Source organism: Tautonia rosea (assembly GCF_012958305.1).
Lineage (GTDB): Bacteria > Planctomycetota > Planctomycetia > Isosphaerales > Isosphaeraceae > Tautonia > Tautonia rosea.
In genome coordinates this window covers 38,172-63,486 of record NZ_JABBYO010000016.1, presented here as the reverse complement: position 1 = coordinate 63,486, position 25,315 = coordinate 38,172, and the positions used below count along the sequence as shown (strand labels likewise).

The following is a 25,315-nucleotide window of genomic DNA, read 5'->3' as shown; positions in this document are numbered from 1 at the left end:
GCTCTTCCATCCCAACGAATGCGAGGTTCAACGGCCATGCTCACTCGCCGTCGCGCTCCCGGTCCGTCCATCGGGCCGGTTCCGCTCGATACCGACGCCCTGACCCGGCACCTTCTCTTCACGGGCGGCACCGGCTCGGGGAAGTCGCACACGATGTACAGGATCATCGAGGCGCTCATCCGGCTGGGCTGCTGCATCATCGTCGCCTGCGCGAAATTCACGGAGGCTGCCCAGATCCGCCGCATCTGCGAGCGGGCCGGGGCACTCGATCGTTACCACCCCATCACGCCGGACGGGCCGCTCAGGGTCAATCTCGCCGACTACCTGATGACCATGCCGGGCGGCTCGACCGCCCAGGCCACCCGCTTCCTGATGCGGCTCAACGAGATCAGTGTCCGGCAGGACGGCTCCCGGGGTGACGAGGCCTACTGGGCGAATCTGTTCGAGCAGGGCACCAACTGCAGCCTCGATTTGCCGAGGCTTGCCTACGGCACCGGCACGCTGAAGGACGCCTACGACGCGCTCGCCACCTCGCCCGCCAGCCGGGAAGAGATCAACTCCGACGCGTACAAGGCGTCGAAATGCGGCCAGATGCTCGAGGCCGCGTCCCGGCTCCGGAAACGCGAGTTCGACGCCGGCACCCGCGACCCGAGGACCGAGCGGCGATACGAACGCGTCGTCGATTTCTTCCTCAGGGAGCTGGCCACCGTCGGATCGAAGGGCCGCGGAGCGGTCCTGAGCATGAATTCGGGACTGACGGGCAGGCTGCTCGTCGATTTCCACGACCTGTTCTGCACCGAGACCACGCTCGACTTCGCCCGCGCCGAGCGCGAGGGCTGGGTCATGCCCATCGACGCGCCGGTGCTGACCCACGACGTCGCCGGGAAGGTGGTGAATGCCGCCTTCATCATGCTCTTCCAGATGTACGCGCTCAGGAGGGATGCCAGCACCGTCAGCAGGCCGCTGATCATCTGCAGGGATGAGGCGGCCCAGTTCCTGATTCCCGACTGGGACTGGAACGTCGCCACGGTTGCACGTTCTCACATGCTTTCTCACATCGACGCCGTCCAGGGGCTCGAGGTCCTGGAATCGGCCCTCGGAGGCGACATGAAGGCCGAACGCGAGGCGCAGGCGTTCGCGAGCCAGCATCGCACGCTGATCGCCTTCGGCAACAACGAGCCGAAGACCAACGAATATGTCTCGAAGCTCATCGGCATGGAGCGGGATTTCATGATGTCCGCCCAGCCGAGGCCGGAGCAGCCGAAGGAAATCAGCTCGCTCGACGACGTGCTCGGATGCGCCCAGGGCTACGGCTATTCGGAACAATATCAACCAATCATTCGTCCCGAGGAATTCGCCCGGTTCGACGTGGGGCAGTGTGTCCTGATGTCGGGCGGACGCTACCGCTTCCTCGATCTGAAGGAGAAGCGCTGATGGAATCCCCCTACAAGGACGGCATGACGCCGCCCAACCCCTACAAGGGCGCGGTCGGTACGCTCGGCATCCTCGCCGGCGTGATCCACTGGTTCGCCGTGCAGCACGAGCTCCTCTGGCGCGTGCCCGGCACGTTCGGCCGCCGCTATATCGGGCCCGGCGCGGCCATCACGGCCGTCGGCGGGTTCCCGCTCTTCATCGAGCTGACCGGGCAGCGAACCGCCATGCCGCCCGACACCTGGGGCTACCGTCTCTGGCTGGCCCAGCTCGGCCTGATGATGTTCCAGGGCGCATGCACGCAGATCAATCTCACCCGGCGGCACTCGCAGTATATCGGCCGCTCGTGGTTTTCGTTCCTCGGCGACGCGTTCTGGGCCGGGGAGGCGGTATGCAGCCTTGCCCTCTCGGCGGCCCTGATGCCGCTGAGCGCCAATTTCGGCATCTACCTGCTCCTCGTCACGGTGGCGGGCACCCTCCACATCGGGCTCATCCACCTGCGGCAGGTGCGCATGGCCCAGAACGCCTACGACGCCCAGTCGGAAGCTCAGATTTTCCGCGAGGATTTCCGGAGCTGGCGGCGCTGACCGCGCTGAGAGGCCGGGAAGAGACAACCACGGATAAACACCTTCTGAGTGCAGGACAGCCCGAGCCCCATGACCACCCGTGTCGAGATTGGCAGCTGCACCCTGTACCGGGCCGATTGCCGCGACCTGCTGGGCTCCGTCGCGGCCGATGTCATCATCACCGACCCTCCGTATGGCGAGGCCACGCACCGGGGGGCGCGGACGCTGAAAGACCTGGCCGACCGGCCGATTTGCTTCGACAGCATCACCCCGGAGGAATTCATGGCCTGCACGCGGCGCTTCGTCTCGGTCGCACGGCGCTGGGTGGTCATGACCTGCGCCTGGCAGCACGCGGCGCGGCTGGAGGCGAGCGACCTGCCGCTCGTCCGGCTCGGCGTCTGGGTTAAGCCGAACGGCGCGCCGCAATTCACGGGGGACCGGCCGGGCACCGGCTGGGAAGCCGTCGCCATCCTCCACCGCGAGGGGAGGAAGCGCTGGAACGGCGGCGGCCATCACGCCGTCTGGCAATGCAACATCGAGCAGGGCGAGCACCCGACGCAGAAGCCGCTCAGGCTGATCAGCGACTGGGTGAAGCAGTTCAGCGATCCGGGAGAAACGGTGCTCGACCCCTTCGCCGGATCGGGCACCACCGGCGTCGCGTGCATCCGCCTCGGGCGGCGGTTCATTGGCATCGAGCGCGACCCGCGCTGGTTCGACCTGATGTGCCGCCGGATCGAGGAGGCCAGGAACCGGCCGGACCTGTTCGCCCCGAAGCCGGAACCGCGGCCCGTGCAAATCACGCTCTTCTGATGCGTCGCCGGTGACGCATCCGGGCAAGCACCAGTTTCCCGCAACCATGAAGGAGGAATCATTTCCATGGCCCGACAACCAAACCTCGGGGTCATGATCGACGAGCATTTGAAAAAGGCGGGCGAGCAGTCGCCCAACACCGGCGCGGTGCTCTGGGCCGCCTGGCGTCAGGGGCTCAAGGACCTGCAGAACAACCTGATTCCCGCGTTCCCGAACCAGCAGCTGCCGGGCGTCTCCGAGCCCGGCTCGATCGCCAACCCCACGCAGCTCGAAGTCTATCAGGACAAGCACCACCAGACACCCTACGGCGAATACGGCATCCACGGGAGGAACGAGATGGCGAAACCAGGGCAGCCGGAGCAGCGCACGGAGGCGAAGGCCGATCAGGCCATGGAGCGGCAGCCGCAGCAACAGGAGCAGCTTGGGCCCGACCCGCTGCAGGCCGCGAAGGAGGCGGCCAGCGTCTCGCAGGAACGCGAGACTGACAAGCAGATGGAGCAGGAACCGGAGCGTTGAGAACCCATTCCCGGCGGCCATGTGGCCGCCGGCAGGAGCGAACCGCGCACGGATGCGCCTTACCACGGAGACCGTGCCATGTTCGAAAATCATGCCCGCGACCTCGATGATTTGGGCCTGTACGGGGCCGCACCCAGGCCGCCGTTGCTGAAGCGGTTCCTCTCGGTGCTGTCCGGCAGGCTCTTCATGACGTTCCTGGCCACGGTGCTCGTCAGCGTGATGAGCAGCCTCGGCTGGATCCGCGCCATCATCGTGTGGATCGCCTCGGTGATCGTCGCCGTGAACGGCCCGCCGGAGGCGTCCGAATCCATGAAGAAGCACATCTCCACCGTCATCGGCACGGCGGAGGGGGAGCAAGCGCCGGGCGGCATCGCGGGGAAGGTGCTGGCGGCGAAGGAGAAGGCCGGGCAGGCCGTGGCCGACAAGGTCATCGACCCGGCGAGGCAGAAGGCGGAGGAAGTCAAAACGGAGGTGACGGAGGCGAAGGAAGAGCTCAAGAGCAGCGTGGATGGCATCGCGGCGCGGCTGGCGATGCAGCATCCCTCTCAGCCTGTGACCGCTCAGCCTTCCCTGCCCGTGCTGCCATCTCACCCCGGCGCACCTCCACAGCCGATGTCGCAGGAAGCCATTGCCGCGATGGCCGGTGCCCAGATGTCGCCCGAGGCGAAGATGGGCGCGGGGATGTATCAGTTCCTCCAGAACGGCGGCCCCCCGCCGGATATGTCGCCCTATGACGCGGCCCTGATGAAGGGCAGCAGGCGCAGGCAGGCGATCAGCGGCTACGTGGCCGGGTTCACCGGCATCACGCCGCCTAAGCCGGAGATCCCGTTCGTCGGCCCGCCCACGCCGGAACAGGCGGAGGCGATGAAGCAGGAGGAAATCCATCGGAGCCGCCAGGCGGCGCTGGAGCGGAGGAAGGAGCGTGAACGTGAGGGCAGGCAGCGGATGAACCAGTTCATGTTCGGAGGCAGGCGATGACGCGGTTCTTGTCGTCGCACGCCGGGCGCGGCACCGCTGGCGTCCTGCTGGCGGTGCTGCTGCTCGGATGGCCACCGGCCTGCGCTTACATCCTTGCCGTGTTCCTGCTCGCGTGGGCAACCGGGCAATTCAAACAGGCGATCCGGGAGGCGGAAGATGCGGAGGCTATCGAGGCGGCTGGGGAAATACTGCCAGCCGTCGAACGGGGTGCTGGCGCTGGGAGCCTGCCTGCTGGCGCTCGACCATCGCTGGGGCGCGATGACGTGGGGCGGGCTCTCGCTGTTCGCCGGGGTGATGCTCGTTCGTGAGGCCGCGAAGAGAACGGAGGTGAGATGCGCTCCAGGATCGTCCGTGTCGCGCTGCGACTGACCATGCTCTGCGGGAAATATCTCAGGCTGAGGAGGTTTTGATATGCCGTTCATTCAGTCAGAGGCGGCTAATCCCGCGATTCACGACAAGGCGATCCGGATCGCACAGGCGTGCACCGAAATCATCCGCCCGCTTCTCAGGCAGGAGGAGATCGCCGTCGCTTGTAACGAGTTCTACATGGCCGCCCGCGCCGTGCTCGAATCCGACGGCTTCGCGCAGAACGCGGAGCGCTTCTACAACCGGGAGACGCGACCATGAGGAAGCTCCCCATCATCCTGCTGCTGCTGGCCGGTTGCGCCGGGGGCGATACCCCCATCGGCGCACCGGGCAGGCCGCTGGCGGACGAGGAAATCGACGAGGCGTCCGCGCTCATCGCCAAATACGCCGCCCGGCGTGCCGAGCTGCATCGGAACATGGCGGGGGTCCGCCGTGCCCAGCATGCGGCGCGGTATGCGGAACTCGAACGGCGGGAGCGCGACAAAATCCGCATGCTGCTGGAGAAACTGACCGAGCGGCGCTTCGACCCGGCGTCGGAGGAGCTGGCCCGGTTCGGCATCGATTACTGAGGAGCATTGAATGAACGCCGACAAGCCGACCGAGCCGGAGGCGCTGCCGGAGATGTTCCGCCTGCGGGCATTCCCGCACCTCTGGCGATATTACTGCTCCCGCGAGCGTTACGACCGGGCGCAGGCGCGAACCGGCGCGCACATCCTCTGGGATGAGGTGCAGGAAGCGAGGCAGGCCGTTTACGGGTTCCTGGACGCTGAGGAGGAACGTTGCCCGCCGTGCGAGCTCGACCCGTTCGCCATCGAGGCCGCCGGGCGCGTCGGATCCGTCGCCGCCCGGACGCTCGGGGATGAGTTCTGCGAGCCGGGTGAGACGATGGAAGCGTTCATCGAACGCATGAAGCTTTACGTGGCGCAGGCCGCCCGCCATGAATTCCGCAATTACTTCGCCATGCGGCGGGAGCCGTGCATCCCGCCTGCCGAATCCGACGTTAACCGGGAGAAACCGTGACCATGGGCGCGATCAAACAGCCCGGGCCGCCGAAGGCCGGGCAGAAGACGTATCAGGTGTGGCACGCAAACGATCCCGGCGCGTCGCACTTTCCGGAGGATTACACACGCTTCGCCGACGTGCGGGCGAACAGCCTGCGCGAGGCGGCGGGGAAGACCGCCGGGCTGCCAGAGCCGGGCGGCGGCTACCCGTCGTATTCCGAGAATGAGGGCGTGCGCAAATCGCTCGACGCGCCCTATCGCGGCACCGGGCCCGGCGACGTGATCGTCGATCCGTGCGGCACGCCGTACCGCTACGAGGGCAGTCGGTTTGCGGAGATTGGTGCGCCCGGCCTCGATCCGGAACTCGAAACCGCCCTGGGCGAGATCGAAGCGAGCTGGCCGCGAGCCCGTCCGGCTCCCGGAATGGCATCGCCCGATTCGCCTCCCGACGACGAACGCCAGCTCACTCCTGGAGAAGAGAAGGCGCTCTTCGCCGAATGGCGCCAGGACTACGCCGCCGCGAGGGAACGCGACATCGGGGCACTGGAACGATCCCGCTCCTGGGGTGCCACTGGCACCGACCCGCTTCATGCCGCGATGGAAGCCGCAGCGAACCACGCACCGGAACCCGGAAGGGAGATCGAACCGTGAGACGCACCATTCCCTTCTGCGCCGCCGCCCCTGCCGGCGCTCGTTTCGTCGGATTATCCGGGGAGGCACCATGATCGAGCTCATCGGCACGCTGCTGCTCGTGTACCTGCTGGTGAAGTGCGTGAGCCGGCAGGGCGCGAACGAAACCATGTTCGGGCCGAAGCACAACCCGATGGATGACCTGTGATGACGGTGCGCGAGGCCGCGAGCCGGCTGGAGATCAGCCGATCGACCTGCTACGCGCTGGTCGCCTCCGGCTCGCTGAAGCACTACCGCATCGGCGGTGCCATCCGCATCTCGGAGGAGCACATCGCCGAATTCCTCGAGGGAGCCGAGCGCGGCAGGGAAGCCGCGCCGTCCGTCGCCCGCAGGCCGGTGCTCAGGCACGTCAGGCTTCCGGAGTAGTGCCCCGCGCCCGCCGGGCCGCCCGCGCCATGAATTCCGGGTCGGCCTGGACCCGGGCATAGACCCGCGACAGCATGGCCGAGTCGCTGTGCCCGAGCAGGTGGGCCGTGGTGTGCACGTCCACGCCGTTCTTGAGCGCCTCGGTGGCGAAGCCCTTGCGCCACGCCCCGAGGTGCAGCTTCCGGCCGATCTTCTTCTGCAAGCGGCAGAAGGCGCAGTTGATAGCGTCCTTGGTCCAGGGCCTCCCCTTCGAATTGAGCAGGATCGGGCCGGCCGGGTGCCGCTCGCACAGCTCCGCCACGATCTCACGCGCCCGGGCGGTGCCGAGATAGATGACCCGGTGATGCCGCCGACCCTTCGCCTCCCTCGGCGGGAAGACGATCCGGTTGCTGGCGAGGTCGCAGTACCGGGCCTCGATCTTGCGCAGCTCCTGGACCCGGGCACCGGTCTCCCACGCCAGCTCCAGCAGCGTCCGGAAATGCGGCTCGGCGACCGCCGCCATCACCTCGGCATAATCCTTTGGGCCGATGGCGAGCTCCCTCGCCTCGCGGCCCGGCTTCTCGACGTGCGCAACCGGGTTGCGGGGAATCAGGCCCTGCCGGACCGCCCAGTTGTAGGCCCGCTGCACGGCGACGGCGAAGTCGTTGCGCGTGTTGGCGTTCCACGGCTTCGCGTCCATGACGCGGGTGACGTGGTAGGGCTTCAGCTCTCCGGCCGGCAGCATGGCCGGGATGGCGTCGACCAGCGCCTGCAGCCGTCGCCGGTAGGCCTCGTAGGTCAGCCGCTCGCGGTTCCGCGACGCCCATTCGAGGAACAGGTCAATCAGCTCGACGACGGTCAGCGCCGAAGGCGGCGGCTCCGGGGCCCGCGCCTCCGGCGGCCGGGCCATCAGCTCGTGATAGAGCCGGAAGGCCTCATCCTTGTCGGGGGAGAGGCGGATTTGGCGCTTCCGGATCTGGACGAACCAGCACTGACGGGCCTCGCGCCAGAACGGCTGGGGATGCTTCCTCGGCATGGATCCACCCGGTAACTCTGCCACCAAACTCTGCCAGTGGCCGCCGGGTGTATCTTACTCTCGCCCTAAGTCGTTTCAAGGGTTAGTGGAGCGGAAGGGGATCGAACCCTCAACCTCAGCATTGCGAACGCTGCGCTCTCCCAATTGAGCTACCGCCCCAAGAATGGCTTCATCTCCCAGGAATGTTGTCACAACAACTCAGGAAATTTCCAGAACATCACCGCGTTATAGAGCCAGCACTGTGGAAAGGGCAAAGCGTATTCGCGAGATGTCGAATAGGCTCAGTATATCGTCAGAAGATCAAGGAAGCGAGAGCGTCTTGCGGAATCTCCCTGATTTTGAATGATTCAGCAGTGCATGGAGGGAGGTTGCAAGATTGGTGCTGAATCTCTACTGAAGTGACAATAGCGCAGAACATTGCATTCAGTGTCGGAGATCATCGATTCAAGTAGGATGCCGGGGCCTGATCGATTGGAAGGCCCCAGCCCGCAGAGCATGCATCATACACACACAAACGCTGAGTTAACGGCGGAGATGCTGATGTCGATCCGCCCCTCCCAACGCGATGCTCAGCTTGGCGAGGGCCTGAGCCTCGAGTTGACGGACGCGCTCCCTCGTAAGTTTGAGAGATTCTCCCACCTCTCGGAGCGTCATCGGCAGGTAGGGATCAAGACCGAATCGCATTCGAAGGACCGTGCGTTCGCGATCGTCGAGTTGCTCGATCCCGTTGAGCGTGCGTTCCAGATCGTCCGCCTCGATCAACAGGTCTTCTGGAGCTCGGGCGCGATCGTCGGTCAACACACTGTCAATCGCAAAGCCATCATCTCCCGCGGCTTCCGGCTGGGGAGTCAAACTGTTGGCATGCAAGGCTTTCTTGACGATATTTAATTTCTTGTTCGTCAGTTTCAGCTCTGTCCCCACCTCATCGGGAGTGGGGATGCGACCCATGCGATCTCCAAGGTCCATCGAGGCCCGTCGCCATTTGGCCAGAAGATTGACCATGTATGCTGGAAGCCGGATCGGCTTTCCGTTATTCATCACCGCGCGTCGGATCGATTGCTTGATCCAGTAGCTGGCGTAGGTGCTGAATCGGGTATCCATTGAGCAGTCAAACCCCTCCACTGCGCGGAGCAGCCCGAGGTTTCCCTCCTCGATCAGATCCTCGAGACTCAGCCCTTTGCCAAGATATCCACGGGCAATGTTGACCACCAACCGAAGATTGGCCTTGACCATGTGCTCGCGGGCTTCCCGATCTCCCTCGGCAATCCGAAGCGCGAGCGAACGTTCCTGGTCAGCCGTCAATAACGCGGTTTGATTGATGTCCTGCAAGTAGATTTGAAGCGGGGTCCGAGAGATAACCTCCCGACGTGCGGAGCGGGTCGACATGGTGAAGTCCTTGAGCTGTGGCGATCGTTCGGAGACCCGGTCCCTGTGCTGGACGCCGTCGTGCAGCATGTCCGTCTCACGCTCTCAATGAGGACCATAGGACATGAGCAGGGGCAGTCAATTCCGAAATCCAGATTGATTGACTGAGTTTTTCTTCGCAGGGAAAACCGGGTCTTTCCCTGACTTCAGTTCGCTCTCAACGGCTCTGGGTGGGATGAAGGCTCACAGAGCGGCCTGCTTGGAGCGGTTTTCCCGAGAGGATACACTCAGTTCACTTCGATTCCGCGAAGACTCGAATCGCCTGGTCGCGAAGGACAAGTTGCATGATCTGGCCGACCCGGAACCTTGCACTGATCTTCCTGGTTCCGAGCCTGTTGTCTCTGACCTTGCTGCTTCCAGGGTCGAGGGTGCTTTGGGCGGCACTTCTGAGCCTGGATGCGATCGTTCTTGTGATCGCTCTCATTGACATGACCAGCTTGCTTGCATCACTCCAGATGCGTGCCGCGAGACGGTGCGGGATCACGGCTTCGATTGGCGAGCCCCACCCGGTTGAGTTAACCATCACCAATGAGGCACGTCGCTCGAGACGGGTCAGAATCAGGGACGACGTTCCCGATTCCTTCAAGGCAGCCCCCGACGAGTTCCTCGTTTCCCTTCCAGCCCGGGGACTCGCCACCCTGGAGTACCAGATGACCCCAGGTCAGCGAGGGGCCTTCGCGCTGCGGAGGGTGTATGCCCTCGAGTTCAGTCGCTGGGGGCTTTGGCAACGGTCGAGACGCCTCACTCTTGAGACAGGCGTGCGAGTCTATCCCGATGTCCGTCAGATCGATCGCTACACGTTGCTCGCGCGGAGAGATCGACTCAGTGTGATGGGGCTTCGGAGATCACGACGCGCCGGCACCGACAATGAATTTGAGCGACTCCGCGACTATGCGGACGGCGACGAGCCTCGTCGGATCGACTGGCGAGCCACCGCCCGACGTCGGAAGGTGACAGTGCGGGATTATCAGGTCAACCAGAGCCAGCGGGTGATTTTTCTCATCGACAGCGGCCGAATGATGGCCGGTGATACCGGCGGTGGCCTTTCTCCGCTCGATCATGCGTTTAACGCAATGCTCATGCTCGCTCATGTTGCCCTGGTCCGTGGCGATCAAGTGGGATTGATGGTTTATGCCGACCGGGTCCGGGCCTATGTGCCTCCCTCGAGTGGACCCAAGCGAATCGAGCGGCTGGTCCACGCAGTCCACAACCTCTTCCCAATGCTCGTTGAATCGCGCCACGACCGCACATTTGTGGATCTGGAACGTCGATGCCGAAAACGATCTCTGGTGGTGCTGATCACCAACGTTATCGACGAGGTCGGGGGGCGTCAGGTCCTCGATCATCTTGGGAACATCGTAGGCCGGCACCTTCCGCTCGGGGTTTTTCTTCGCGATGCGGATTTATTTTCCTTGGCCGATGCCGGCCTTGATCCTTTCGAAGACCCAGTGCAAGTGACTGAGCATCGGCTGTACGCTCCGGCTGCCGCCGCAGCGATGCTCAACTGGCGAGAACGGGTGATCAGCGCAATCCGACAGCGAGGAGCACTTGCCCTCGACGTGCTTCCCGAGGATCTGACCGCTCCCTTGATCAACACGTACCTCGACGTCAAAGCTCGACACTTGCTTTGAGACGGTCTCGCGTCGCTGGGGTATCCAGGGTCGTTCTCAATCGCCTCTCGACCACCTCATTCTCAAACCGGGTGTTCATCAATCAGCAACAACCCGCGTCCTCATTTTCGACCGAATTTACTGGTGGACCGACCATAAACCCCGACGCGGAGAAACCCCTGGGCGTCTCCCGGGCGTTCTCCAGAAGTGTCACCAAGATCAGTGACGGGTTCCAGCTCGATCTCTTGCTCGATACGAGCAACTTCCTCGGGATCAATAGCTCCAGCATCCCAGACCAAGGCATTGGCCACGGCGCAGGAGATTGATCGGCGAAGGATTGTCTCAAGATCGAGTCCGGCGAGCCAGCTCTCGACCATTCCCGCCAGCAGGCAATCGCCCGATCCGATCGGGTTGACGACCTCGATCTCTGGAGGATAGGCCCGATAGAACTGGCCTTCGGCCTGAATCAAAACCGCTTCGGGACCGTCGGTGACTACGGCAATGCGAACGCCATGACAGGCCCAGGTACCGAGCGTGGCGAAGATCTCTTGGTCGGTAAGGGAGTCGCGTTTCAGATGCTGACTCAACTCCCGGCGGTTGAGCTGGATGACGTCGGGCCAGAATCCCCAGATGGTTTCGAGCGGTGGGCCGTAGGTGTCAAGGAAAACGGGAAGACGACGCATCCGGGCCATCGAAATCAGATCGAGATACAGCCCGTGCGTGGCTTCTGAAGGGCTAGAGCCAGAGAGGGTGACTGCCTCAATGCTTCCGGCCGAGATGGCCTGATCGACGGCTTGGAGCAGTTCGTCGGCTTCCTCGGTCTGGATCTCGGGATCAGGATCGAAAAAGGCGGTTTGCTCAGACGATCCCTCGGTTCGGACCGTGAGGATTGTCCGAGTCGGGGCCTGACATGGAACGATCAGAGGATCGAATCCTTCGGAGTCTCGCAGCAAGGCGGCGCAGCGGTCTCCGACCGGTCCTCCCAGAAAGGTGACTGGTCTGGTCTCGCGACCAAGTCGCTTCAACGCCCGGGCGACATTGTTTCCCTTGCCTCCGACGACCTCCGACATGGACAGGCCACGAACCGAATCTCCGGGCCTCCAGGAGGGAACGTTTAGGGTCTTGTCCAGGCAGGGATTCAAGGTAACGCAAAGGATCATCTTCGACCTGGATCACGGCGTGGTTCGGAAGCGGTCGGGGCGACAACCGGCCCGACGCAAAGGGGGGATCGAACGACCTCACGCCGTAGGTAAGCGGCGTTGAGCGATCGAGGGAACCGATCGGCCGAGTCGATGCGAGATCGCGTGGAGGGCCAGGCCGATTGGTCCAGAGGTTGAGTAAAGAGTATTTTCCCCGGATCTCGGTCAAGAGCAACGGCTTGGCCCGAAAAAAGAATGAGGGGTTGCTCCGGAGGGGTCGGTTGTTTGACCGACTCGTGGTTGCATATCCTGGGAAGGTCGCCCCGATTCCTTTAGTGCACCTTCCCTGCCCTGCCCGAATTCCGACCGGAGCCCCGCCCGATGTCGATGACCGGCCGACCGCTGGCTCGCTTTCTTCCGTATGCTCTGGCGTTCTTCGCCAGTCTCTGCATCATGTCGCTGGAGCTTGTCGCCGCCCGGCTGGTGGCGCGGCATGTCGGAGCGTCGCTCCATGTCTGGACGAGCGTCATCGGGGTAATCCTGGGTGGGATTTGCCTGGGAAACTTCCTCGGTGGACGACTGGCCGACCAGACCGCGGTCCGACACATCGTAGGGCCATTGTTCGCGATCGGAGCGGTGTTGACCCTTTGGACTTTGTGGATGAACTCGATCGTCGGCCGAACACCTGGTCTGGAGGTGATGCCCTGGAGTTTTCGGACACTGGTGGTGGTGACACTCAACTTCCTGGTTCCGGCTACCGTTCTTGGGTTGATCGGCCCGGTGGTGGCCAAGGTGGCAGTCGATCAGGCCGAACGAACAGGAAGCGCGATCGGAGATGTTTACTTCTGGGGGGCGGTCGGCTCGATCGTCGGGACCTTCCTGACCGGGTTCGTCCTGATCTACGAGTTCCCGACCTCGGTGATCGTGACCGTTGTCGCCGCCGCCTTACTGGTTCCGGCCGTTGGCTTGATGGAGGGAACGCTGGGAGGTCTCGTCGCCTTGCTCGCGGCCGGGAGTCTGGCGGTCGGCTCGATCGAGAGGGTTGACGACGCCCTTCCCTCGCTTGAATCGGTTTCAAGGACGATCGCTCCGAATCTCCTGGTCCTCATTGGGCATGGTCTGGCCTTGATTGCGGGAGGAGTGGGAGTGGTCCGCATCCTCTCGGTTCGACGGACCCTGCCTGCGATCTCGACCACGAGCGAACCGAGTATCGACGATTCAAGGTCTTCGGACCGTCCCACTCGACTGGGAGATCTGGCGGCTTTGGCATTCCTCATTAGCCTGGCGTTCATGAGCCTGGAAATGGTCGCCGGTCGGATGACAACCCGGCATCTCGGATCGAGCGTCTATGGATGGACGAGCATCATCGGCGTGATGCTCGGTGGCTTGAGCCTCGGGAACTTGATCGGAGGCAAGGTGGCTGACGCCGTTTCGAGCGAAAAACAGGCGAGTTGGCTTTTCCTGATTGCCTCGGCCATGGTTCTGGTGATCCTCTTTTTGGAAACGCCGCCGGCGTTTTTCGGTCCCGAGTTGGCAGGATCGTCGTTGCTGACCTATGTGTCTTCGATGGATGGCGTGCCCTGGGCGTTACGCGTCTTGACCGTCGTTGCGGTCATGTTCTTCCTGCCGTCGATTACCATGGGAACGGTTAGCCCAGTCGTGACAAAGCTGGCCGTGGATCGCTTAAGGCGGTCGAACCGCACCGGCACGGCGATCGGATCGGTCTATGCCTGGGGGATGGTCGGCTCGATCCTGGGGACCTTCCTGGCCGGATTTCTTCTGATCGACTTGCTCGGCACCAAGGGGGTCCTCCTGGCCATCTCAACGGTGATGGCCCTGGTTGCCACATTGCTGGGAGGAATTGGCCACGCCACCTGGGCGGGGATCCCGCTCGGGCTCTCGTTCATTGCACTCGCCCCAATGCCGATGCTTCAGCGCCAGGGGGTTGCCTGGGGCATTCGGAATGTCTCGGGGGATCCCGCGGCTGAGAACGGGATCGCGTACCTTGATGAGAGCAATTATTACTACATCAAGGTCGAGAGTGAGGTGGTGCCCATACCCAGCGACCCCGAGGAAGTTCTCGGCGATTCTGGGGATGCTCCCACGGCGATCCGAAGAACCCTGGTGCTGGATAATTTGATCCACGGTTACTTTATCCTGGGCCATCCAGAGCATATTGAATATGATTATGAATTCATTTATGCTCAGGTGGCGCGACGAATTACCGAGGCAAAAGCAGCCAGGCTTGGGCTGGATGATCCATCTCAGGTACCGCTAAGGGCACTCTTCCTGGGGGGAGGCTCGTACACGTTTCCGAGGTACCTTCAGCATCTCTACCCCAATGCCCACTGCGATGTAGCCGAGATCGACCCAGCCGTGACCAGGGCCAATCATGTGGCTTTGGGATTGCCCGAAGACACGTCAATAGAAACCCACTGGGGAGACGCTCGTCAGTTCGTCGAGCGGTTCGGAGGAGCTGAACCCTACGACCTGATTTTTGGCGACGCGTTTAATGACTTCTCGGTTCCCTGGCACCTGACGACCCGTGAGTTCAACGATCTGCTCGCTGAGTTGCTCGACCCTCGCGGGGCATACATGATCAATATCATTGATGTCTACCGGGCTGACCAGATCGCCGCCGAGCGGGCGCTGGAGCAGGCACAGATCGATGCGGTCACCGCTGTATTCCGCAATGCCGGAAACGTGCAAGACTCGGCCGAGGTACTAGCCCGAGCCATTCGGACTGCATGGCGAGGGGAGCCGCTAGGGAGTCGGTTTGGCCTGATCGGTGAGACGGTCGAGAACGCACTTCAGGGGGTGGGATCCCGGAACAGATCTGACATTGAAGCGGCCCTACGCGATCCCATCGCCGCACTCGAAACGCCGTTCCGAGGAGATGCGGACCAACTGACCGAGGTCACGCTCGACACCCTGGCCCGAGCCCAGGCGCAGCGTGATCAGAACGCCACGGCGGATGCTCTGACCGCTATGTTAACTCAGAAAAAGGTCGCCGCGACCGTCGAGTTACTTCGCTCGGCTGGAGTCACTCGCCAGTCCGAGGAGGTTGCCGAGGCGATTGTCGAGGTCTGGTTCGGTGGAACCCGTACGATTGTCAACCTCCTTGAAGCGATCAACCCCAACACGGACGTCGAAGGACTGGCCCAGCAGATCGATGCGGCGCTGCAAGCCGTTGAGGCGGATCTGAAGGAAAGTCCTGCCTTGCTGGCTCATCGCCTCTCGACTCCGGCCGACGAACAGCGAAAGATGACCTCAGCCCAGCGAGCCGAAGCCCGGCAGCCTGAAGCGATCTCCCGGAAGCTCAGAGAGCTCGGAGTCCGCCGAGGTTCAGAGGACTATGCAAACGCCGTGGCCGAGGCCCTCGGGGAGAGGGCGATCCGGGGAGAACTCGACAACCTGGCTCGGCAAGTGGCCGAAGCCGCCCGCGCTGTTGGGAGCGATGCGACTCAGATCACTCGAATCGCGGCCCAAGGAGTGATGGAGGCGAGGAGCCTCGGGGCCTTCCTCGGGGCCTGGACGGAGACGGCCAGGCTGACGTTCCCCGAGGTCGAGGTCTTCGGCACCGACACACCCGGCAACGGGTTTCGAGAGACCTTCGTGGTGGTCGCCTCTGAATCGCCAATCGATCTGAATGAGTTGGGACAACGTTCGAGCGACCCTCAATTCGAGCAGTCGGGAGAGCCGTTCCATCCTGATCCCTACACGCCTGAGCATCGAGATGCGCTCCGCGTCCGATCGCGAGGAATCATCCTCAATGACGACTATGCTCCGGTCGACAACTTGCTTGCCCCGGTCGCCGCGACCCGGGGAACTGAATAAGGGATCGGCCCAATTCGAACCACAGAGCGGTCCGATTCGTACAGGGCTCGGAGACGACTCGGTTGAATGCAAGCCACTTCTCTCACTCCCGAAAGGTGGGCCCCTATGTCCAAAGACTCTTCCACGGCCCCTGAGATGACGCCGGACGAATCGGGATCGCCATCCTCGGCCCAAAAGCTTGAGTCGACTCAGCGCCTCCGGATCTTCTTGATGGCGTTGGCGGTTCTTGCCGGAGGTTTTGTCCTGTACCGAGAGATGCTCGGGACCAATGCCGGTGGTGGTGGTGGTAGGACCCAGTACTCGTGGAAGGTCGTGAATCCCGACGGTGCACCGGTCGACCTCGCCAGTTACAAAGGTCGTCCGGTCTTGCTCAATGTCTGGGCGACCTGGTGCCCTCCTTGCATGATGGAGATGCCGTCCCTCATTGCCCTTTCAGAGCGTCCAGAACTCAAGAACGCGAACGTGGCCGTCGTGCTCGTTTCGGTTGATGACGGCCTCGATCCGGTCCGACGCTTCCTCGATCGTACGGATGTTGGAGAGGCTGATGTTCTTGTCGCCGCGTCGAACCCTCCCGCGGAGTTCAGCACAAGCGGCATCCCAGCCACCTTCCTGATCGATCCCGACGGACGGATTGTCCGTCGAGAGGTTGGTGCAATGGATTGGAACACACCCGAGATTGCCACTGAACTCTCCTCTCTCGAAAAAGCTCGATGAGCATTCCGAAGTCTTCGATTCATTCGACCGTCGGCTTGATTGATCAAGCCCGACGCTTCCAGTGAAGTCGAGGGCGCGACCTCGATCGACGGCATCAGGCTTGTCTTCATTGTCCCCGATCCACCGAGAGGTTTGCGGATCAGCCTGACAAAAAAGTGTCGAGACGAGAAACAGCCAGAACACGCAGAACGATCATCAACAGGCTGAAGCTGTGAAGATTGGTGACTTCATGGCAGGTATCGTGGATGCCGACGAGAGCCCTCAGCAGCAATGACCCTCGGAGCTAACGCGAGGGAGGCTCACGGGGGATGGTGAGCTCTCGGGTGAGCTGTCGGACGCCGAGGCCTCGAGAATTCAGGGAGGGGCGCAGGGAGGTGAAGGCGTTCCAGGCGTCTCGGCCGGAGTCATAGCTGAGCCAGGCCTCGAAGCGACCCAGGTCTGCGCGGCTGGAGGCGTTGAGGACGTTAGGACGAGAGCGAAGTTGGTCAAACGCGTCGGTCAACTCGCGGAGGACAGCGTGAAGTTCGACCGGGTCGAGAGGCTGGTCGAGAGGAGTGTCGGGATCAGGCCAGGTGAGGTGGAGAGAACCACTAAACGAACTGGCCTCCGTACGGTCGAGAAGGGCGTAGATGTCAGAGATTTCCATGCGGAACCAGAGGACCTCAACCAGGACCATGCGAGCGGGGGGATAGTCTTTGTCCCGGACCCCCGGACGCACGCGTTCGGATTCGGCGGCCCAGTCGCGAGAAGGGTCAACGTGGGAGTCGTGGTCGAGATCGGGGTCGTCAAAGTCGTAAGGAGAGGGAGAAGCGACGAACCCAGTCGGTCGTTGTGTCAGAAGTTCGTATGCACGGACGACGATTCGGAATGCCCACTCATCGCCGCCAACATCAGGATGATGCTTCTTCGACTTTCGACGGAACGCCTCGTGGATAGTCTCGGCGTCAGCGTCCGGTGCGATGCCGAGTACGGTATGAGGGTCGATCGGAAGACCTTCGAGCATCGCGCATGCCACACAGCATCAAGAAAAGTGAGTCAGAATCCTGAGGGTCGGACCTGAGGACGACATCCATCACGAAATGACGGGGTCGGTTGACCTCGTGAAACGGCCTTCCGAGTGCAAACAATTGCTCCGCGAGAGTCGATCGTGAATCTTGCCGTATTCGGCCCTGGTTCGACTTCCGGCGGTGTCACCTAAAGGAATGACAGGTCGCTTCGGAGATTCGAGTCGATCTTCTTACGAGGTCGTCTGATTGTGGTGACAGTGTCCACACATGAACGCAGCAAGCGGGGCAGAATCAGATGGTGCCCCGATCGATGTTCAAGAATCAATCACGTTCCTCGGCGGCCTGGTTGTCGCTGGCCAGGCGGCGCCGGATGTAGCCGGCTCGGGCGATGTTGCGTTCGTCGACTTCCAGCGGCTCACCTTGGATTTTCTGAAGGTGGGCCGGCTGGGTGTGAATGAACAGCTCGTTGACGGTTCGAATTTCGAGGTCGTCGATCAAGCCGAGATTCACCCCCATGCGGACGCTCGAGAGCAGGTGCATGGTCTCGGAACTGGAGATGGTGTGAGCCGTCTTGAGGACGCCGTAGGCGCGGCTGACCTGGTCGTGCAGGTGCTGGCGACGCTGACCGATCCACTCCTGGCGGGCCTGACGTTCATAGTTGATGATCTGGGGAACGACCTCGGAGAGGTTGCGAATCAGCTCGCGCTCGCTCTTACCGAGGGTCTGCTGGTTGGAGATCTGGTAGAAATCGCCGTCGGCCTGCGTCCCTTCGCCGTAGAGCCCTCGGACGGCAAGGTTGAGCTTGTGGAGGGCTCGAAAGACCTTTTCGATCTGCTTGGTATTGGCCAGGGCGGGCAGGTGAAGCATGACGCCGACCCGGATTCCGGTGCCGACGTTCGTCGGGCAGGCGGTCAGGTAGCCGAGTTGGGGGTTGAAGGCGTAATGGAGATATTCCTCGATCTGATCGTCGAGAATGTTGATCTGTTCCCAGACGTCGGCCAGGCTGAAGCCGGAGTTCATGACCTGGATGCGGAGATGGTCTTCCTCATTGACCATGACCGAGACGTTTTCCCGGGGGCCGATGGCGACCCCTCGGGGACCTTCGCCGGTACTCAGCTCTCGGCTGATGAGCTGGCGTTCGACGAGGAGTTGGCGGTCGAGGGTATCGAGGTTAACAACCGACTGGTAATCGAGTTCCAGGCCGGCCTTGTCCATGGTGGCCCGGCAGATGCGTTCGATCTCGGTCTTCTCGGTGTCGCTGGCTCGATTGGTGAAAGGGAAATCGGCCAGATTGCGGGCGAGCCGGATGCGGGAGCATATAACGATGTCGCTCTCGGGTCCAGTGCCGCGAAGCCACTCGCCGGAGGTGCGCGTCAGGGCATCAAGGTTCATTGGTCGGCATCCTCTTGGCGGAGCTGGTCCCGGATGGTCGCGGCCAGCTCGTAATCTTCTCGGGCGATGGCCTCCCGAAGCCGGGCGCGGAGCCGGAGTCGAGGAGAGCGGCTCGGCGGGGTTCGTTTGCGGGGAATTTTTCCGACGTGTCTTGAGGCACCGTGAGCCGTCCGGAGCAGCGGGAGCAAGCCCGTCGCAAAGGCTTCATAATCATTGGGGCAGCCGAGGCGACCGCCGGTGCGGAAGTCCATGAACTTTAATCCGCAGAGGGGACAGGAGGTCTTGGCCAACTCTCCAACGAGTTCCCCAACGTGCTGAACAATCAGGTGATCGACAATGGCTTCAAGGGCGGCGTTGGGAGGCGGATCCGGAGGAGTCAGTCCGGCCTTGCGAGCACAAGGTCCGCACAAATGCAACTCGCGGCGCTGACCATCCACCGTTTCTGAGAGATGAACCGAGGCTTCCCGGGAGCAGCGCTGGCAAGTCATGGCAGGCAGCTCCTTGGGTTGCGGGCGAGGGTCATGGGAAAGCAGGCGACGATCCCGACGAGGCCGATTCGGGTCAACGCCCCTGCTCCTGTTCGAGAGTGCGGATCTCATCACGAAGCCGGGCGGCGGCCTCGTAATCTTCGGCGGCAATCGCGCGCTTCAGATCGTTCCGCAGCCGGATCAGAGTATTTTGGAGTCGGCTCGTTCGAGGCGCTCGCTTGGGAGCCTTCCCCGAATGGCGGGTTTCGCCATGAATATTTTCGAGCAAGGGCATCAATTCATCTCGGAAGACCTCGTAATCGTAAGGGCAACCGAGGCGGCCGGTGCTCCGAAATTCGGCAAAGCTGATCTGACAGTTCGGGCAGCTCAGGGCATCGGCCGGCGAGGATTCGAGCGTCGAGCCGGAGCCGGAAACCAGGTCCTTGGCAAGCTGCCCGACCGGGAGGCTTTCAGGTTGAGATGCAGCGGGAGCGAGATGCTGCAAGGCGTGCTCATCGCAAAAATGGAAGACGGCGAACGTACCCGGAGCCTCGGGGTCGAGGTCGGTAATGTGGTAGGTCGCCGGCTTGGAGCACTTCTGGCATTTCATCGCCGCGGTCCCCGGACCCGATCAGAACCGGCGGACCCCGCCGCGAGATCGGCCGGACCCTCCGCGAGAATCGGTCAAGGACACGGCGCGGGGGGGTCGTGTTTCATCAGCATTGACGATCGCGTTCCATTGTAATGATGCCCCCCGACCTGTCAAGCAACCGGGATTGCCAGCGCAGGAACACCGATTGAAGCCGAGCGTATCTCTTGATGGAAGCCAGAGCTGGCGGGAGCCCAGCTTGCCGAAGGAATCAGGAGGCTGATAAGATCAGTCAACCGGTCATACTGAGGTGCCTTCCTGTCTCGAAGTCTTCGAAAATCGATCTCCGCTCATGAGCGACTCGCGACCCGCCAGGCCGATCCTCCATCCCAGCCTTGATCACATTGCTACGCTGATCGGCCAGGCACCGGGCTTTCCGGTGTATCGGGAATTGACGAGCGACGGATTGACCCCCGTTTCGGCATTTGCTCGCATCGCCCGGCCCGGCCCCTCCTTTTTGTTTGAGAGCGTTGTCGGAGGGGAGAAGGTCGGACGATACAGCTTCCTCGGCACCGAGCCGTTCCTGCGATTCGAGGCCAGAGGACTTCACGTTTCGATCGTCCCGACCGATGGTACTGGGAAGCCCCAGGAATTCGAATCAGCCGACCCCTTTGAGAATCTTCGAGAACTGGTCCGGCAGTACGGGTCGATCCATCTGCCGGGTCTTCCACGCTTTTGCGGTGGGGCGGTTGGTTATGCCTCGTACGACGCGGTTCGGTACACCGAACGCTTACCGAACCCACCTCGAGACGATCGGGGATTGCCGGATCTTGCCTTCGCCTTTTTCGACCGGATGGTGATCTTCGATCATATTCGAAAGACCGTTCTGGTGGTGGCTCAGGCGCGGCCCGAGATCCCGAACGATCCTGAGTCCGTAGCGATCGCATATGATCGAGCCGCTGAACGACTGAAGGAGTTAGTCGAGCGGCTTTCAGGGCCGGGTCCCGACTTGCCTCCGGTCGATCTTGACACTAAAGGTGCCCCCAAGCTGGAACCCGCCTCGAACATGACGCGTGAGCAGTTCGAAAATGCGGTGCGGAGGTGTCGGGAATACATCAAAGCCGGAGACGTTTTCCAGGTGGTACCGAGCCAGCGGTTTCGGGTCGACACAACCGCGGAGCCGTTTGATATTTACCGGGCCTTGCGGGTCGTCAATCCGAGCCCCTTTCTGTTTTATCTGCCGTTCGAAGAGTTTTGCCTGATCGGCTCGTCTCCCGAGATTCTGGTGCGTGTCGAAGACGGAGAGGTGACGATCCGACCGTTGGCTGGGACTCGTCGCCGAGGCAAGGACGAGGAGGAGGACCAAGCCCTGGCCGAGGAGTTACTGGCCGACCCGAAGGAACGAGCCGAACACGTCATGCTTATCGACCTTGGCCGCAATGATGTCGGTCGCGTCGCCGAGCGATCGAGCGTGCGGTTGACCGAAGTCATGAAAATCGAGCGCTACAGTCACGTCATGCACATCTCCTCGAACGTGGTGGGAACGCTCGAAGCCGGCAAGGACTGCTTCGATGCCCTTCGGGCCGGGTTGCCCGCCGGGACGGTCAGCGGTGCGCCGAAGGTCAGGGCGATGGAAATCATCGATGAGGTTGAGCCGACTCGTCGAGGACCATACGGCGGGGCCGTCGGCTACATAGATTCGACCGGGAACATGGACACGTGCATCGCCTTGCGGACGCTGGTCGTGCAAGGCAATCTGGCCGACATCCAGGCAGGAGCCGGAATCGTCTTCGATAGCGATCCCGCGACCGAGTACGAAGAAACGGTCAGCAAGGCCCGAGGCATGATCAAGGCGATCGAACTCGCCCAGGATCGACTTACCCCTGCCCGATCCGTTTCGGAATGATCATTCGATCTACATCGCCAAGGTCGAGTCAACCGAGAGAGGCTGATCAGCCCGTCCTGCTCATGGAACAGGCAAGGCGGTTGGAATGCCGGGCAGTACCAGAGTATATTCGCCCCCAGCCCGCCGGAATCTTCGTGGCGGAACTCGTGTTCTGGGCTGAGGTTCTGGAAAAGCTCGTCAGGGAAGAGAAATTCGGCTCGCGGTTCGCTACTCATTAAAGAAATGTCCGGGAGTGCTGCACGAGATTCTCGCGGAGTCGGCCCGTTCGCTCCCCTTCGACTCCCAATCCGTCGCCCCGACATCTCAGCCATACTTCGTACCCGGCTAGTCTTCCCTCCGTTTTTCGAAGCGATTCGCGAAGGATGATTTTGATGAGTACAGGCACGATGCAGGCCCCGACCGCATCTCGTAAGGCGGTTGCGCTGACCGATCGGCCACGCTCGACCTTTCGCCGGATGACTCCGGTGTTCCTGGTGGATCGTATCGAGCCCTGTCTCGACTTCTGGGTCGATCGCCTCGGTTTCGAGGTGACCTTGCAAATCCCAGGAGAAGACGGTCTCGATTTCGTCCGGGTGAGCCGAGATGAGGCAGAGGTGTTCTATCGAACCCGAGCGAGCGTAGAATCCCAAAGTCCTGGAATCGTCGAATCGAGCGATCACTCACCCTGGGTGATTCTTTCGATGCTCGTCTCTGACCTGGATGAACTGTTGCCCCGTCTGAAAGGTCTGGAGATCGTTGTGCCGCAACGCGAGTCGGACTTCGGCGTTCGGGAACTCTACGTGCGAGAGCCGTCTGGCAGGGTCGTTGCCCTCGTCGAGCAGGCGTTCGACTGATCGAGCCGAAGAAGTCGTGGGCCGACTCGTCCTGAGGGGGAATGAGTGGGGGCCTGTCGATTTCCTGAATGGTGTCAGTAAGCCCCGGTCACGACCGAATCGGGGCCTCATATTCTCGACGATATTCTCCCTCATCGCTCGGCTTCCAGAACCAGCCGAAGAGAAGGCCGTCGAGCGAGAGATAATTACTCGTGATTGGTGAGAGCCACAAAATGCTTGAATTGACAAGCAAGTATATTATCATTGTCGGGTACATGCTTGTGTTTTGAAGCACGATCCAACCGAAGGTGAGACTTAGCAAGAGCAGACCTGAGAGGAATGCTGAGAGCGTGGTGAAGAGCCCAGCGATCAGGAGCGCTCCCACGGCGACTTCGAGCATGGGAAGAAACGCGGTATAGAGGTCGAGCGCGGGTTTGAGATCCCGGCCGAGCCATGTGTCTGCAAACATGCTACGGATCGTCTCGGGATAGCGAGGTTCGGCCGGAGCTTTAGACTCGACTGCGACCGGGGGTGTGGCCGGCGCCTCCGCTTCGTCAGAATCGACCACAAGGTCCTCGACCTCGGCGAGAGGAGGATCCTGGTCCTTGCTCATGTCGTCAAGTTTTTGCAAACCGGCCATGAGGAAGATCATGCCGAGGCCCACTCGAAGCAGTAAGGCTACGAGACTCCGAATCACATGGCCAGGCTCTCGGCGCAAGGCGATCGTCTCGGTGGGTCGCATCGGGGAAAGCATCCTTGTTGATGGAGGAAGAGACCGAGTATCAGGCTAGGTTAGCCAATCGAGCTTCGAACCTTATCCAAAATCGGTGTGACCAGTGCTTCGGGTACGAAACGAGCGAGGGCCTCCGGCCCACCGTAGCGAGCGACCTGCTTAATCAAGGAGCTCGAGACGTGAGCATATTCTCCGTCGGCCATCAGAAACACGGTTTCGATCCCCGGATCAAGCCGATGGTTGGTCAGGGTCATGCTGAATTCATATTCCATGTCGGAAAGCGTTCGCAAGCCTCTGAGGATCACTCGGGCCCCAATGCTCCGCACAAAATCGACGGTCAGGCCTTCGAAAGCCCGGACTTCCACATTGTCGAACTGCCCGAGGACGCGTTGGGCAAGATCGACCCGTTCTTCAATTGGGAACAGGACCTGCTTAGTCGGGTTAATACCGATTGCCACGATCAATCGCTCGAAGAGTAATCGCCCTCGGGAGATGACATCGAGGTGCCCAAGCGTGATCGGGTCGAACGTTCCGGTGAAGACGGCCGTTCGAGACGAGAGTTCCATGATCGAACATCCCCGACAATACGATTGAACGAGCAGCGTAGGAACTCGTAGGCAACGGGTGCGGTCAGGAAAACTCGCAAAGTCCCTCAGCCAGGCGGTCGAGGTCGTCGTCAGTGTTGTAGAGATGGGGGCTGATCCGCAGGTGACCCCGTCGCGCACTGACCGCGACCCCTGAGACGCGAAGGTTGCGGACAATCGCGTTGGGGTCGGTCCCCGGACGATCGAGAACGACGATCCCCGAGCGATCCGCGGGGAGGTCGGAACCGAGGACTGTCCAGCCTGCTGATCGGGCCCGATCGCGGACACCTTCGGCCCGATCAAGAATCCGCTCGGAAACACGTTCTGGCCCGAGTTCGAGGAAAAGTTCGAGGCTATTGCCGAAGCCGAGCAATCCAGCGACGTTGTAGCAACCCCCTTCCCATCGACCAGCATCGGGCTTCAAGGTGAAGGCGGGTTCGGGGTCGTTGTAGGAACTGGTCACGCTGTTCGAGCCGACGAGGATTGGACGAACGCGCTCGATCCAGTCGGATCGGACAAACAGAAGTCCGGCTCCCTCGGGTCCAAGCAGCCACTTGTGCCCATCGGCGGCGAGGAAGTCGATCGGCGTCCTGCGGACGTTGATCGTCAAGGGTCCGAGCCCCTGAATGGCATCGACGAACAGCGCGACCCCACGCTGATGGCAGGCTTCGGCCAGGGCGTCGAGGTCGTTGCGGAATCCTGACGCGAACTCGACATGGCTGATGGCGAGCAATCGGGTGCGATCATCCATTGCGGCAAGCAAATCGTCGATCCAGATCCGACCGTCCCGGCTTCGGACTGCTCGCGTTTCGACTCCTCTCGAGGCAAGGTTCATCCAGGGGAACAGATTCGAGGGGTACTCCTCGGCCGGTGTGACAACATTGTCCCCCTCAAACCAGGGGAAGCCTTCGGCTACCAGGCCGATGCCCATGGTTGTGCTGGTGATGAAGGCGATCTCAGTAGGTTCGGCATGGATCAGTTGAGCGGCCCGCTGGCGAACCACTTCCAGCTCCTTTCGCCAGGTCATCCAGTGAATGCAACCGTTGGTTTCCTGTTCGGCGACCCAGGCCCGCATCGCCTCGCCGGCCCGCCGGGGGATAGGGGCGATGGCGGCGTGATCGAGATAGGCCCAGCGCTCGGCCACGGGGAACTCGGCGTCTCGGATCGCCTTCCAGTCCATCTCACGTCTCGCTTCGGTGATCGGTCTAGTTCGACATCGAGAGCCTACCCGCTCTCTGGGCTCGGGCCAATTCACTTTGGAAAAAAGCCGAACCAACTTGCAACGTACCGGATGTTTGCGGAAAGCAAATCCGGCTCGATGGATCGAGGCTAGGATGGGTTGTGTTGGATCCCGAGCATGG

At 61.9% G+C, this 25,315-nt stretch carries 26 protein-coding genes and 1 tRNA gene; 16 read left to right on the top strand and 11 right to left on the bottom strand.

Going from position 1 to position 25,315, the window contains the following annotated elements:
* The first annotated feature begins 18 nt into the window (after positions 1-18).
* From HG800_RS22475 to HG800_RS22425, 11 genes are all read left to right on the top strand, one after another.
* Positions 19-1,434 carry a helicase HerA domain-containing protein gene (locus tag HG800_RS22475; RefSeq protein WP_315852091.1) on the top strand — a complete coding sequence of 472 codons (1,416 nt, stop codon included), beginning with the start codon at positions 19-21 and terminating at the stop codon, positions 1,432-1,434.
* The gene (locus tag HG800_RS22470; protein WP_169979766.1) at positions 1,434-2,018 is read left to right on the top strand and encodes a hypothetical protein; all 585 of its coding nucleotides are present in this window, start codon (positions 1,434-1,436) and stop codon (positions 2,016-2,018) included. Before HG800_RS22475 ends, HG800_RS22470 begins: the two co-directional genes overlap by 1 nt.
* Positions 2,019-2,087: 69 nt before the next feature.
* Positions 2,088-2,807 (top strand): DNA-methyltransferase, encoded by a 720-nt coding sequence (locus HG800_RS22465; RefSeq protein WP_169979764.1) that lies wholly within the window; start codon positions 2,088-2,090, stop codon positions 2,805-2,807.
* Between the two features lie 66 nt (positions 2,808-2,873).
* A complete protein-coding gene (locus tag HG800_RS22460; RefSeq protein WP_169979762.1) occupies positions 2,874-3,323 on the top strand; it encodes a hypothetical protein in 450 nt (149 codons plus the stop codon).
* Positions 3,324-3,401: 78 nt separating this feature from the next.
* Positions 3,402-4,301: a hypothetical protein gene (locus HG800_RS22455; protein ID WP_169979760.1), complete on the top strand. Its 900-nt coding sequence runs from the start codon at positions 3,402-3,404 to the stop codon at positions 4,299-4,301.
* Positions 4,302-4,457: 156 nt separating this feature from the next.
* Positions 4,458-4,670 (top strand): hypothetical protein, encoded by a 213-nt coding sequence (locus HG800_RS22450; protein WP_169979758.1) that lies wholly within the window; start codon positions 4,458-4,460, stop codon positions 4,668-4,670.
* 42 nt (positions 4,671-4,712) lie between these two features.
* Positions 4,713-4,928 carry a hypothetical protein gene (locus HG800_RS22445; RefSeq protein ID WP_169979756.1) on the top strand — a complete coding sequence of 72 codons (216 nt, stop codon included), beginning with the start codon at positions 4,713-4,715 and terminating at the stop codon, positions 4,926-4,928.
* A complete protein-coding gene (locus HG800_RS22440) occupies positions 4,925-5,236 on the top strand; it encodes a hypothetical protein (RefSeq protein ID WP_169979754.1) in 312 nt (103 codons plus the stop codon). Before HG800_RS22445 ends, HG800_RS22440 begins: the two co-directional genes overlap by 4 nt.
* 10 nt (positions 5,237-5,246) lie before the next feature.
* Complete coding sequence (locus tag HG800_RS22435; protein WP_169979752.1) at positions 5,247-5,687, top strand: hypothetical protein; 441 nt, start codon at positions 5,247-5,249, stop codon at positions 5,685-5,687.
* A gap of 2 nt (positions 5,688-5,689) precedes the next feature.
* Positions 5,690-6,319, top strand: coding sequence for a hypothetical protein (locus HG800_RS22430; RefSeq protein ID WP_169979750.1), 630 nt, complete (start codon positions 5,690-5,692; stop codon positions 6,317-6,319).
* Positions 6,320-6,505: 186 nt separating this feature from the next.
* Complete coding sequence (locus HG800_RS22425) at positions 6,506-6,724, top strand: helix-turn-helix domain-containing protein (RefSeq protein ID WP_169979748.1); 219 nt, start codon at positions 6,506-6,508, stop codon at positions 6,722-6,724.
* Here the strand turns inward: HG800_RS22425 and HG800_RS22420 are convergent.
* The 3 genes from HG800_RS22420 to HG800_RS22410 all read right to left on the bottom strand — a co-directional run bounded on the left by HG800_RS22420 (position 6,708) and on the right by HG800_RS22410 (position 9,125).
* Positions 6,708-7,739: a tyrosine-type recombinase/integrase gene (locus HG800_RS22420; RefSeq protein WP_169979746.1), complete on the bottom strand. Its 1,032-nt coding sequence runs from the start codon at positions 7,737-7,739 to the stop codon at positions 6,708-6,710. The two genes, HG800_RS22425 and HG800_RS22420, sit on opposite strands and share 17 nt — an antisense overlap.
* An 86-nt stretch (positions 7,740-7,825) precedes the next feature.
* Positions 7,826-7,898 (bottom strand) — tRNA-Ala (locus HG800_RS22415).
* Positions 7,899-8,261: 363 nt separating this feature from the next.
* Positions 8,262-9,125: a sigma-70 family RNA polymerase sigma factor gene (locus HG800_RS22410; protein ID WP_169979744.1), complete on the bottom strand. Its 864-nt coding sequence runs from the start codon at positions 9,123-9,125 to the stop codon at positions 8,262-8,264.
* 323 nt (positions 9,126-9,448) lie between these two features.
* On the opposite strand from HG800_RS22410, the gene HG800_RS22405 reads away from it, so the two are divergent.
* Positions 9,449-10,795 carry a DUF58 domain-containing protein gene (locus HG800_RS22405; RefSeq protein ID WP_169979742.1) on the top strand — a complete coding sequence of 449 codons (1,347 nt, stop codon included), beginning with the start codon at positions 9,449-9,451 and terminating at the stop codon, positions 10,793-10,795.
* 101 nt (positions 10,796-10,896) lie between these two features.
* Here the strand turns inward: HG800_RS22405 and HG800_RS22400 are convergent, their stop codons facing one another.
* A complete protein-coding gene (locus HG800_RS22400; RefSeq protein WP_169979740.1) occupies positions 10,897-11,934 on the bottom strand; it encodes a 1-phosphofructokinase family hexose kinase in 1,038 nt (345 codons plus the stop codon).
* A 360-nt stretch (positions 11,935-12,294) separates the two neighbouring features.
* On the opposite strand from HG800_RS22400, the gene HG800_RS22395 reads away from it, so the two are divergent.
* Complete coding sequence (locus HG800_RS22395) at positions 12,295-15,750, top strand: fused MFS/spermidine synthase (RefSeq protein ID WP_235963885.1); 3,456 nt, start codon at positions 12,295-12,297, stop codon at positions 15,748-15,750.
* A gap of 210 nt (positions 15,751-15,960) precedes the next feature.
* On the top strand, positions 15,961-16,464 hold the full coding sequence (locus HG800_RS22390; protein WP_169979738.1) for a TlpA family protein disulfide reductase: 504 nt from the start codon (positions 15,961-15,963) through the stop codon (positions 16,462-16,464).
* A gap of 283 nt (positions 16,465-16,747) precedes the next feature.
* On the opposite strand, the gene HG800_RS22385 is transcribed toward HG800_RS22390, so the two are convergent.
* From HG800_RS22385 to HG800_RS22370, 4 genes are all read right to left on the bottom strand, one after another.
* Positions 16,748-17,467 carry a J domain-containing protein gene (locus HG800_RS22385; RefSeq protein WP_169979736.1) on the bottom strand — a complete coding sequence of 240 codons (720 nt, stop codon included), beginning with the start codon at positions 17,465-17,467 and terminating at the stop codon, positions 16,748-16,750.
* A gap of 325 nt (positions 17,468-17,792) precedes the next feature.
* Positions 17,793-18,863 (bottom strand): protein arginine kinase, encoded by a 1,071-nt coding sequence (locus tag HG800_RS22380; protein WP_169979734.1) that lies wholly within the window; start codon positions 18,861-18,863, stop codon positions 17,793-17,795.
* Positions 18,860-19,351, bottom strand: coding sequence for a UvrB/UvrC motif-containing protein (locus HG800_RS22375; protein ID WP_169979732.1), 492 nt, complete (start codon positions 19,349-19,351; stop codon positions 18,860-18,862). The genes HG800_RS22380 and HG800_RS22375 overlap by 4 nt, the downstream gene beginning before the upstream one ends.
* Before the next feature lie 73 nt (positions 19,352-19,424).
* Positions 19,425-19,940, bottom strand: a complete 516-nt coding sequence (locus HG800_RS22370) for a UvrB/UvrC motif-containing protein (RefSeq protein ID WP_169979730.1) — start codon at positions 19,938-19,940, stop codon at positions 19,425-19,427.
* Between the two features lie 331 nt (positions 19,941-20,271).
* On the opposite strand from HG800_RS22370, the gene trpE reads away from it, so the two are divergent.
* On the top strand, positions 20,272-21,825 hold the full coding sequence (gene trpE, locus HG800_RS22365; protein WP_169979728.1) for an anthranilate synthase component I: 1,554 nt from the start codon (positions 20,272-20,274) through the stop codon (positions 21,823-21,825).
* Between the two features lie 371 nt (positions 21,826-22,196).
* The gene (locus tag HG800_RS22360) at positions 22,197-22,658 is read left to right on the top strand and encodes a VOC family protein (RefSeq protein WP_169979726.1); all 462 of its coding nucleotides are present in this window, start codon (positions 22,197-22,199) and stop codon (positions 22,656-22,658) included.
* An 88-nt stretch (positions 22,659-22,746) separates the two neighbouring features.
* Here the strand turns inward: HG800_RS22360 and HG800_RS22355 are convergent, their stop codons facing one another.
* The 3 genes from HG800_RS22355 to HG800_RS22345 form a co-directional block, all read right to left on the bottom strand.
* Positions 22,747-23,379, bottom strand: a complete 633-nt coding sequence (locus tag HG800_RS22355; RefSeq protein ID WP_169979724.1) for a DoxX family membrane protein — start codon at positions 23,377-23,379, stop codon at positions 22,747-22,749.
* A gap of 50 nt (positions 23,380-23,429) precedes the next feature.
* Positions 23,430-23,936: a pantetheine-phosphate adenylyltransferase gene (gene coaD, locus HG800_RS22350; RefSeq protein WP_169979722.1), complete on the bottom strand. Its 507-nt coding sequence runs from the start codon at positions 23,934-23,936 to the stop codon at positions 23,430-23,432.
* Between the two features lie 64 nt (positions 23,937-24,000).
* Complete coding sequence (locus tag HG800_RS22345; RefSeq protein WP_169979720.1) at positions 24,001-25,134, bottom strand: aminotransferase class V-fold PLP-dependent enzyme; 1,134 nt, start codon at positions 25,132-25,134, stop codon at positions 24,001-24,003.
* Positions 25,135-25,315 lie beyond the last annotated feature (181 nt).

Excerpts from the sequence above, each read along its gene's own strand:
- HG800_RS22385 (WP_169979736.1), bottom strand. The coding sequence starts at position 17,467 with ATGCTCGAAGGTCTTCCGATCGACCCTCATACCGTACTCGGCATCGCA.
- HG800_RS22400 (WP_169979740.1), bottom strand. The coding sequence starts at position 11,934 with ATGATCCTTTGCGTTACCTTGAATCCCTGCCTGGACAAGACCCTAAAC.
- trpE (WP_169979728.1), top strand. The coding sequence starts at position 20,272 with ATGAGCGACTCGCGACCCGCCAGGCCGATCCTCCATCCCAGCCTTGAT.
- HG800_RS22455 (WP_169979760.1), top strand. The coding sequence starts at position 3,402 with ATGTTCGAAAATCATGCCCGCGACCTCGATGATTTGGGCCTGTACGGG.
- HG800_RS22370 (WP_169979730.1), bottom strand. The coding sequence starts at position 19,940 with ATGAAATGCCAGAAGTGCTCCAAGCCGGCGACCTACCACATTACCGAC.
- HG800_RS22470 (WP_169979766.1), top strand. The coding sequence starts at position 1,434 with ATGGAATCCCCCTACAAGGACGGCATGACGCCGCCCAACCCCTACAAG.
- HG800_RS22410 (WP_169979744.1), bottom strand. The coding sequence starts at position 9,125 with ATGTCGACCCGCTCCGCACGTCGGGAGGTTATCTCTCGGACCCCGCTT.
- HG800_RS22430 (WP_169979750.1), top strand. The coding sequence starts at position 5,690 with ATGGGCGCGATCAAACAGCCCGGGCCGCCGAAGGCCGGGCAGAAGACG.
- HG800_RS22355 (WP_169979724.1), bottom strand. The coding sequence starts at position 23,379 with ATGCGACCCACCGAGACGATCGCCTTGCGCCGAGAGCCTGGCCATGTG.
- HG800_RS22345 (WP_169979720.1), bottom strand. The coding sequence starts at position 25,134 with ATGGACTGGAAGGCGATCCGAGACGCCGAGTTCCCCGTGGCCGAGCGC.
- HG800_RS22395 (WP_235963885.1), top strand. The coding sequence starts at position 12,295 with ATGTCGATGACCGGCCGACCGCTGGCTCGCTTTCTTCCGTATGCTCTG.
- HG800_RS22405 (WP_169979742.1), top strand. The coding sequence starts at position 9,449 with ATGATCTGGCCGACCCGGAACCTTGCACTGATCTTCCTGGTTCCGAGC.
- HG800_RS22445 (WP_169979756.1), top strand. The coding sequence starts at position 4,713 with ATGCCGTTCATTCAGTCAGAGGCGGCTAATCCCGCGATTCACGACAAG.
- HG800_RS22450 (WP_169979758.1), top strand. The coding sequence starts at position 4,458 with ATGCGGAGGCTATCGAGGCGGCTGGGGAAATACTGCCAGCCGTCGAAC.
- HG800_RS22475 (WP_315852091.1), top strand. The coding sequence starts at position 19 with ATGCGAGGTTCAACGGCCATGCTCACTCGCCGTCGCGCTCCCGGTCCG.
- HG800_RS22425 (WP_169979748.1), top strand. The coding sequence starts at position 6,506 with ATGACGGTGCGCGAGGCCGCGAGCCGGCTGGAGATCAGCCGATCGACC.
- HG800_RS22380 (WP_169979734.1), bottom strand. The coding sequence starts at position 18,863 with ATGAACCTTGATGCCCTGACGCGCACCTCCGGCGAGTGGCTTCGCGGC.
- HG800_RS22390 (WP_169979738.1), top strand. The coding sequence starts at position 15,961 with ATGGCGTTGGCGGTTCTTGCCGGAGGTTTTGTCCTGTACCGAGAGATG.
- HG800_RS22435 (WP_169979752.1), top strand. The coding sequence starts at position 5,247 with ATGAACGCCGACAAGCCGACCGAGCCGGAGGCGCTGCCGGAGATGTTC.
- HG800_RS22460 (WP_169979762.1), top strand. The coding sequence starts at position 2,874 with ATGGCCCGACAACCAAACCTCGGGGTCATGATCGACGAGCATTTGAAA.
- HG800_RS22465 (WP_169979764.1), top strand. The coding sequence starts at position 2,088 with ATGACCACCCGTGTCGAGATTGGCAGCTGCACCCTGTACCGGGCCGAT.
- coaD (WP_169979722.1), bottom strand. The coding sequence starts at position 23,936 with ATGGAACTCTCGTCTCGAACGGCCGTCTTCACCGGAACGTTCGACCCG.
- HG800_RS22420 (WP_169979746.1), bottom strand. The coding sequence starts at position 7,739 with ATGCCGAGGAAGCATCCCCAGCCGTTCTGGCGCGAGGCCCGTCAGTGC.
- HG800_RS22360 (WP_169979726.1), top strand. The coding sequence starts at position 22,197 with ATGAGTACAGGCACGATGCAGGCCCCGACCGCATCTCGTAAGGCGGTT.
- HG800_RS22375 (WP_169979732.1), bottom strand. The coding sequence starts at position 19,351 with ATGACTTGCCAGCGCTGCTCCCGGGAAGCCTCGGTTCATCTCTCAGAA.
- HG800_RS22440 (WP_169979754.1), top strand. The coding sequence starts at position 4,925 with ATGAGGAAGCTCCCCATCATCCTGCTGCTGCTGGCCGGTTGCGCCGGG.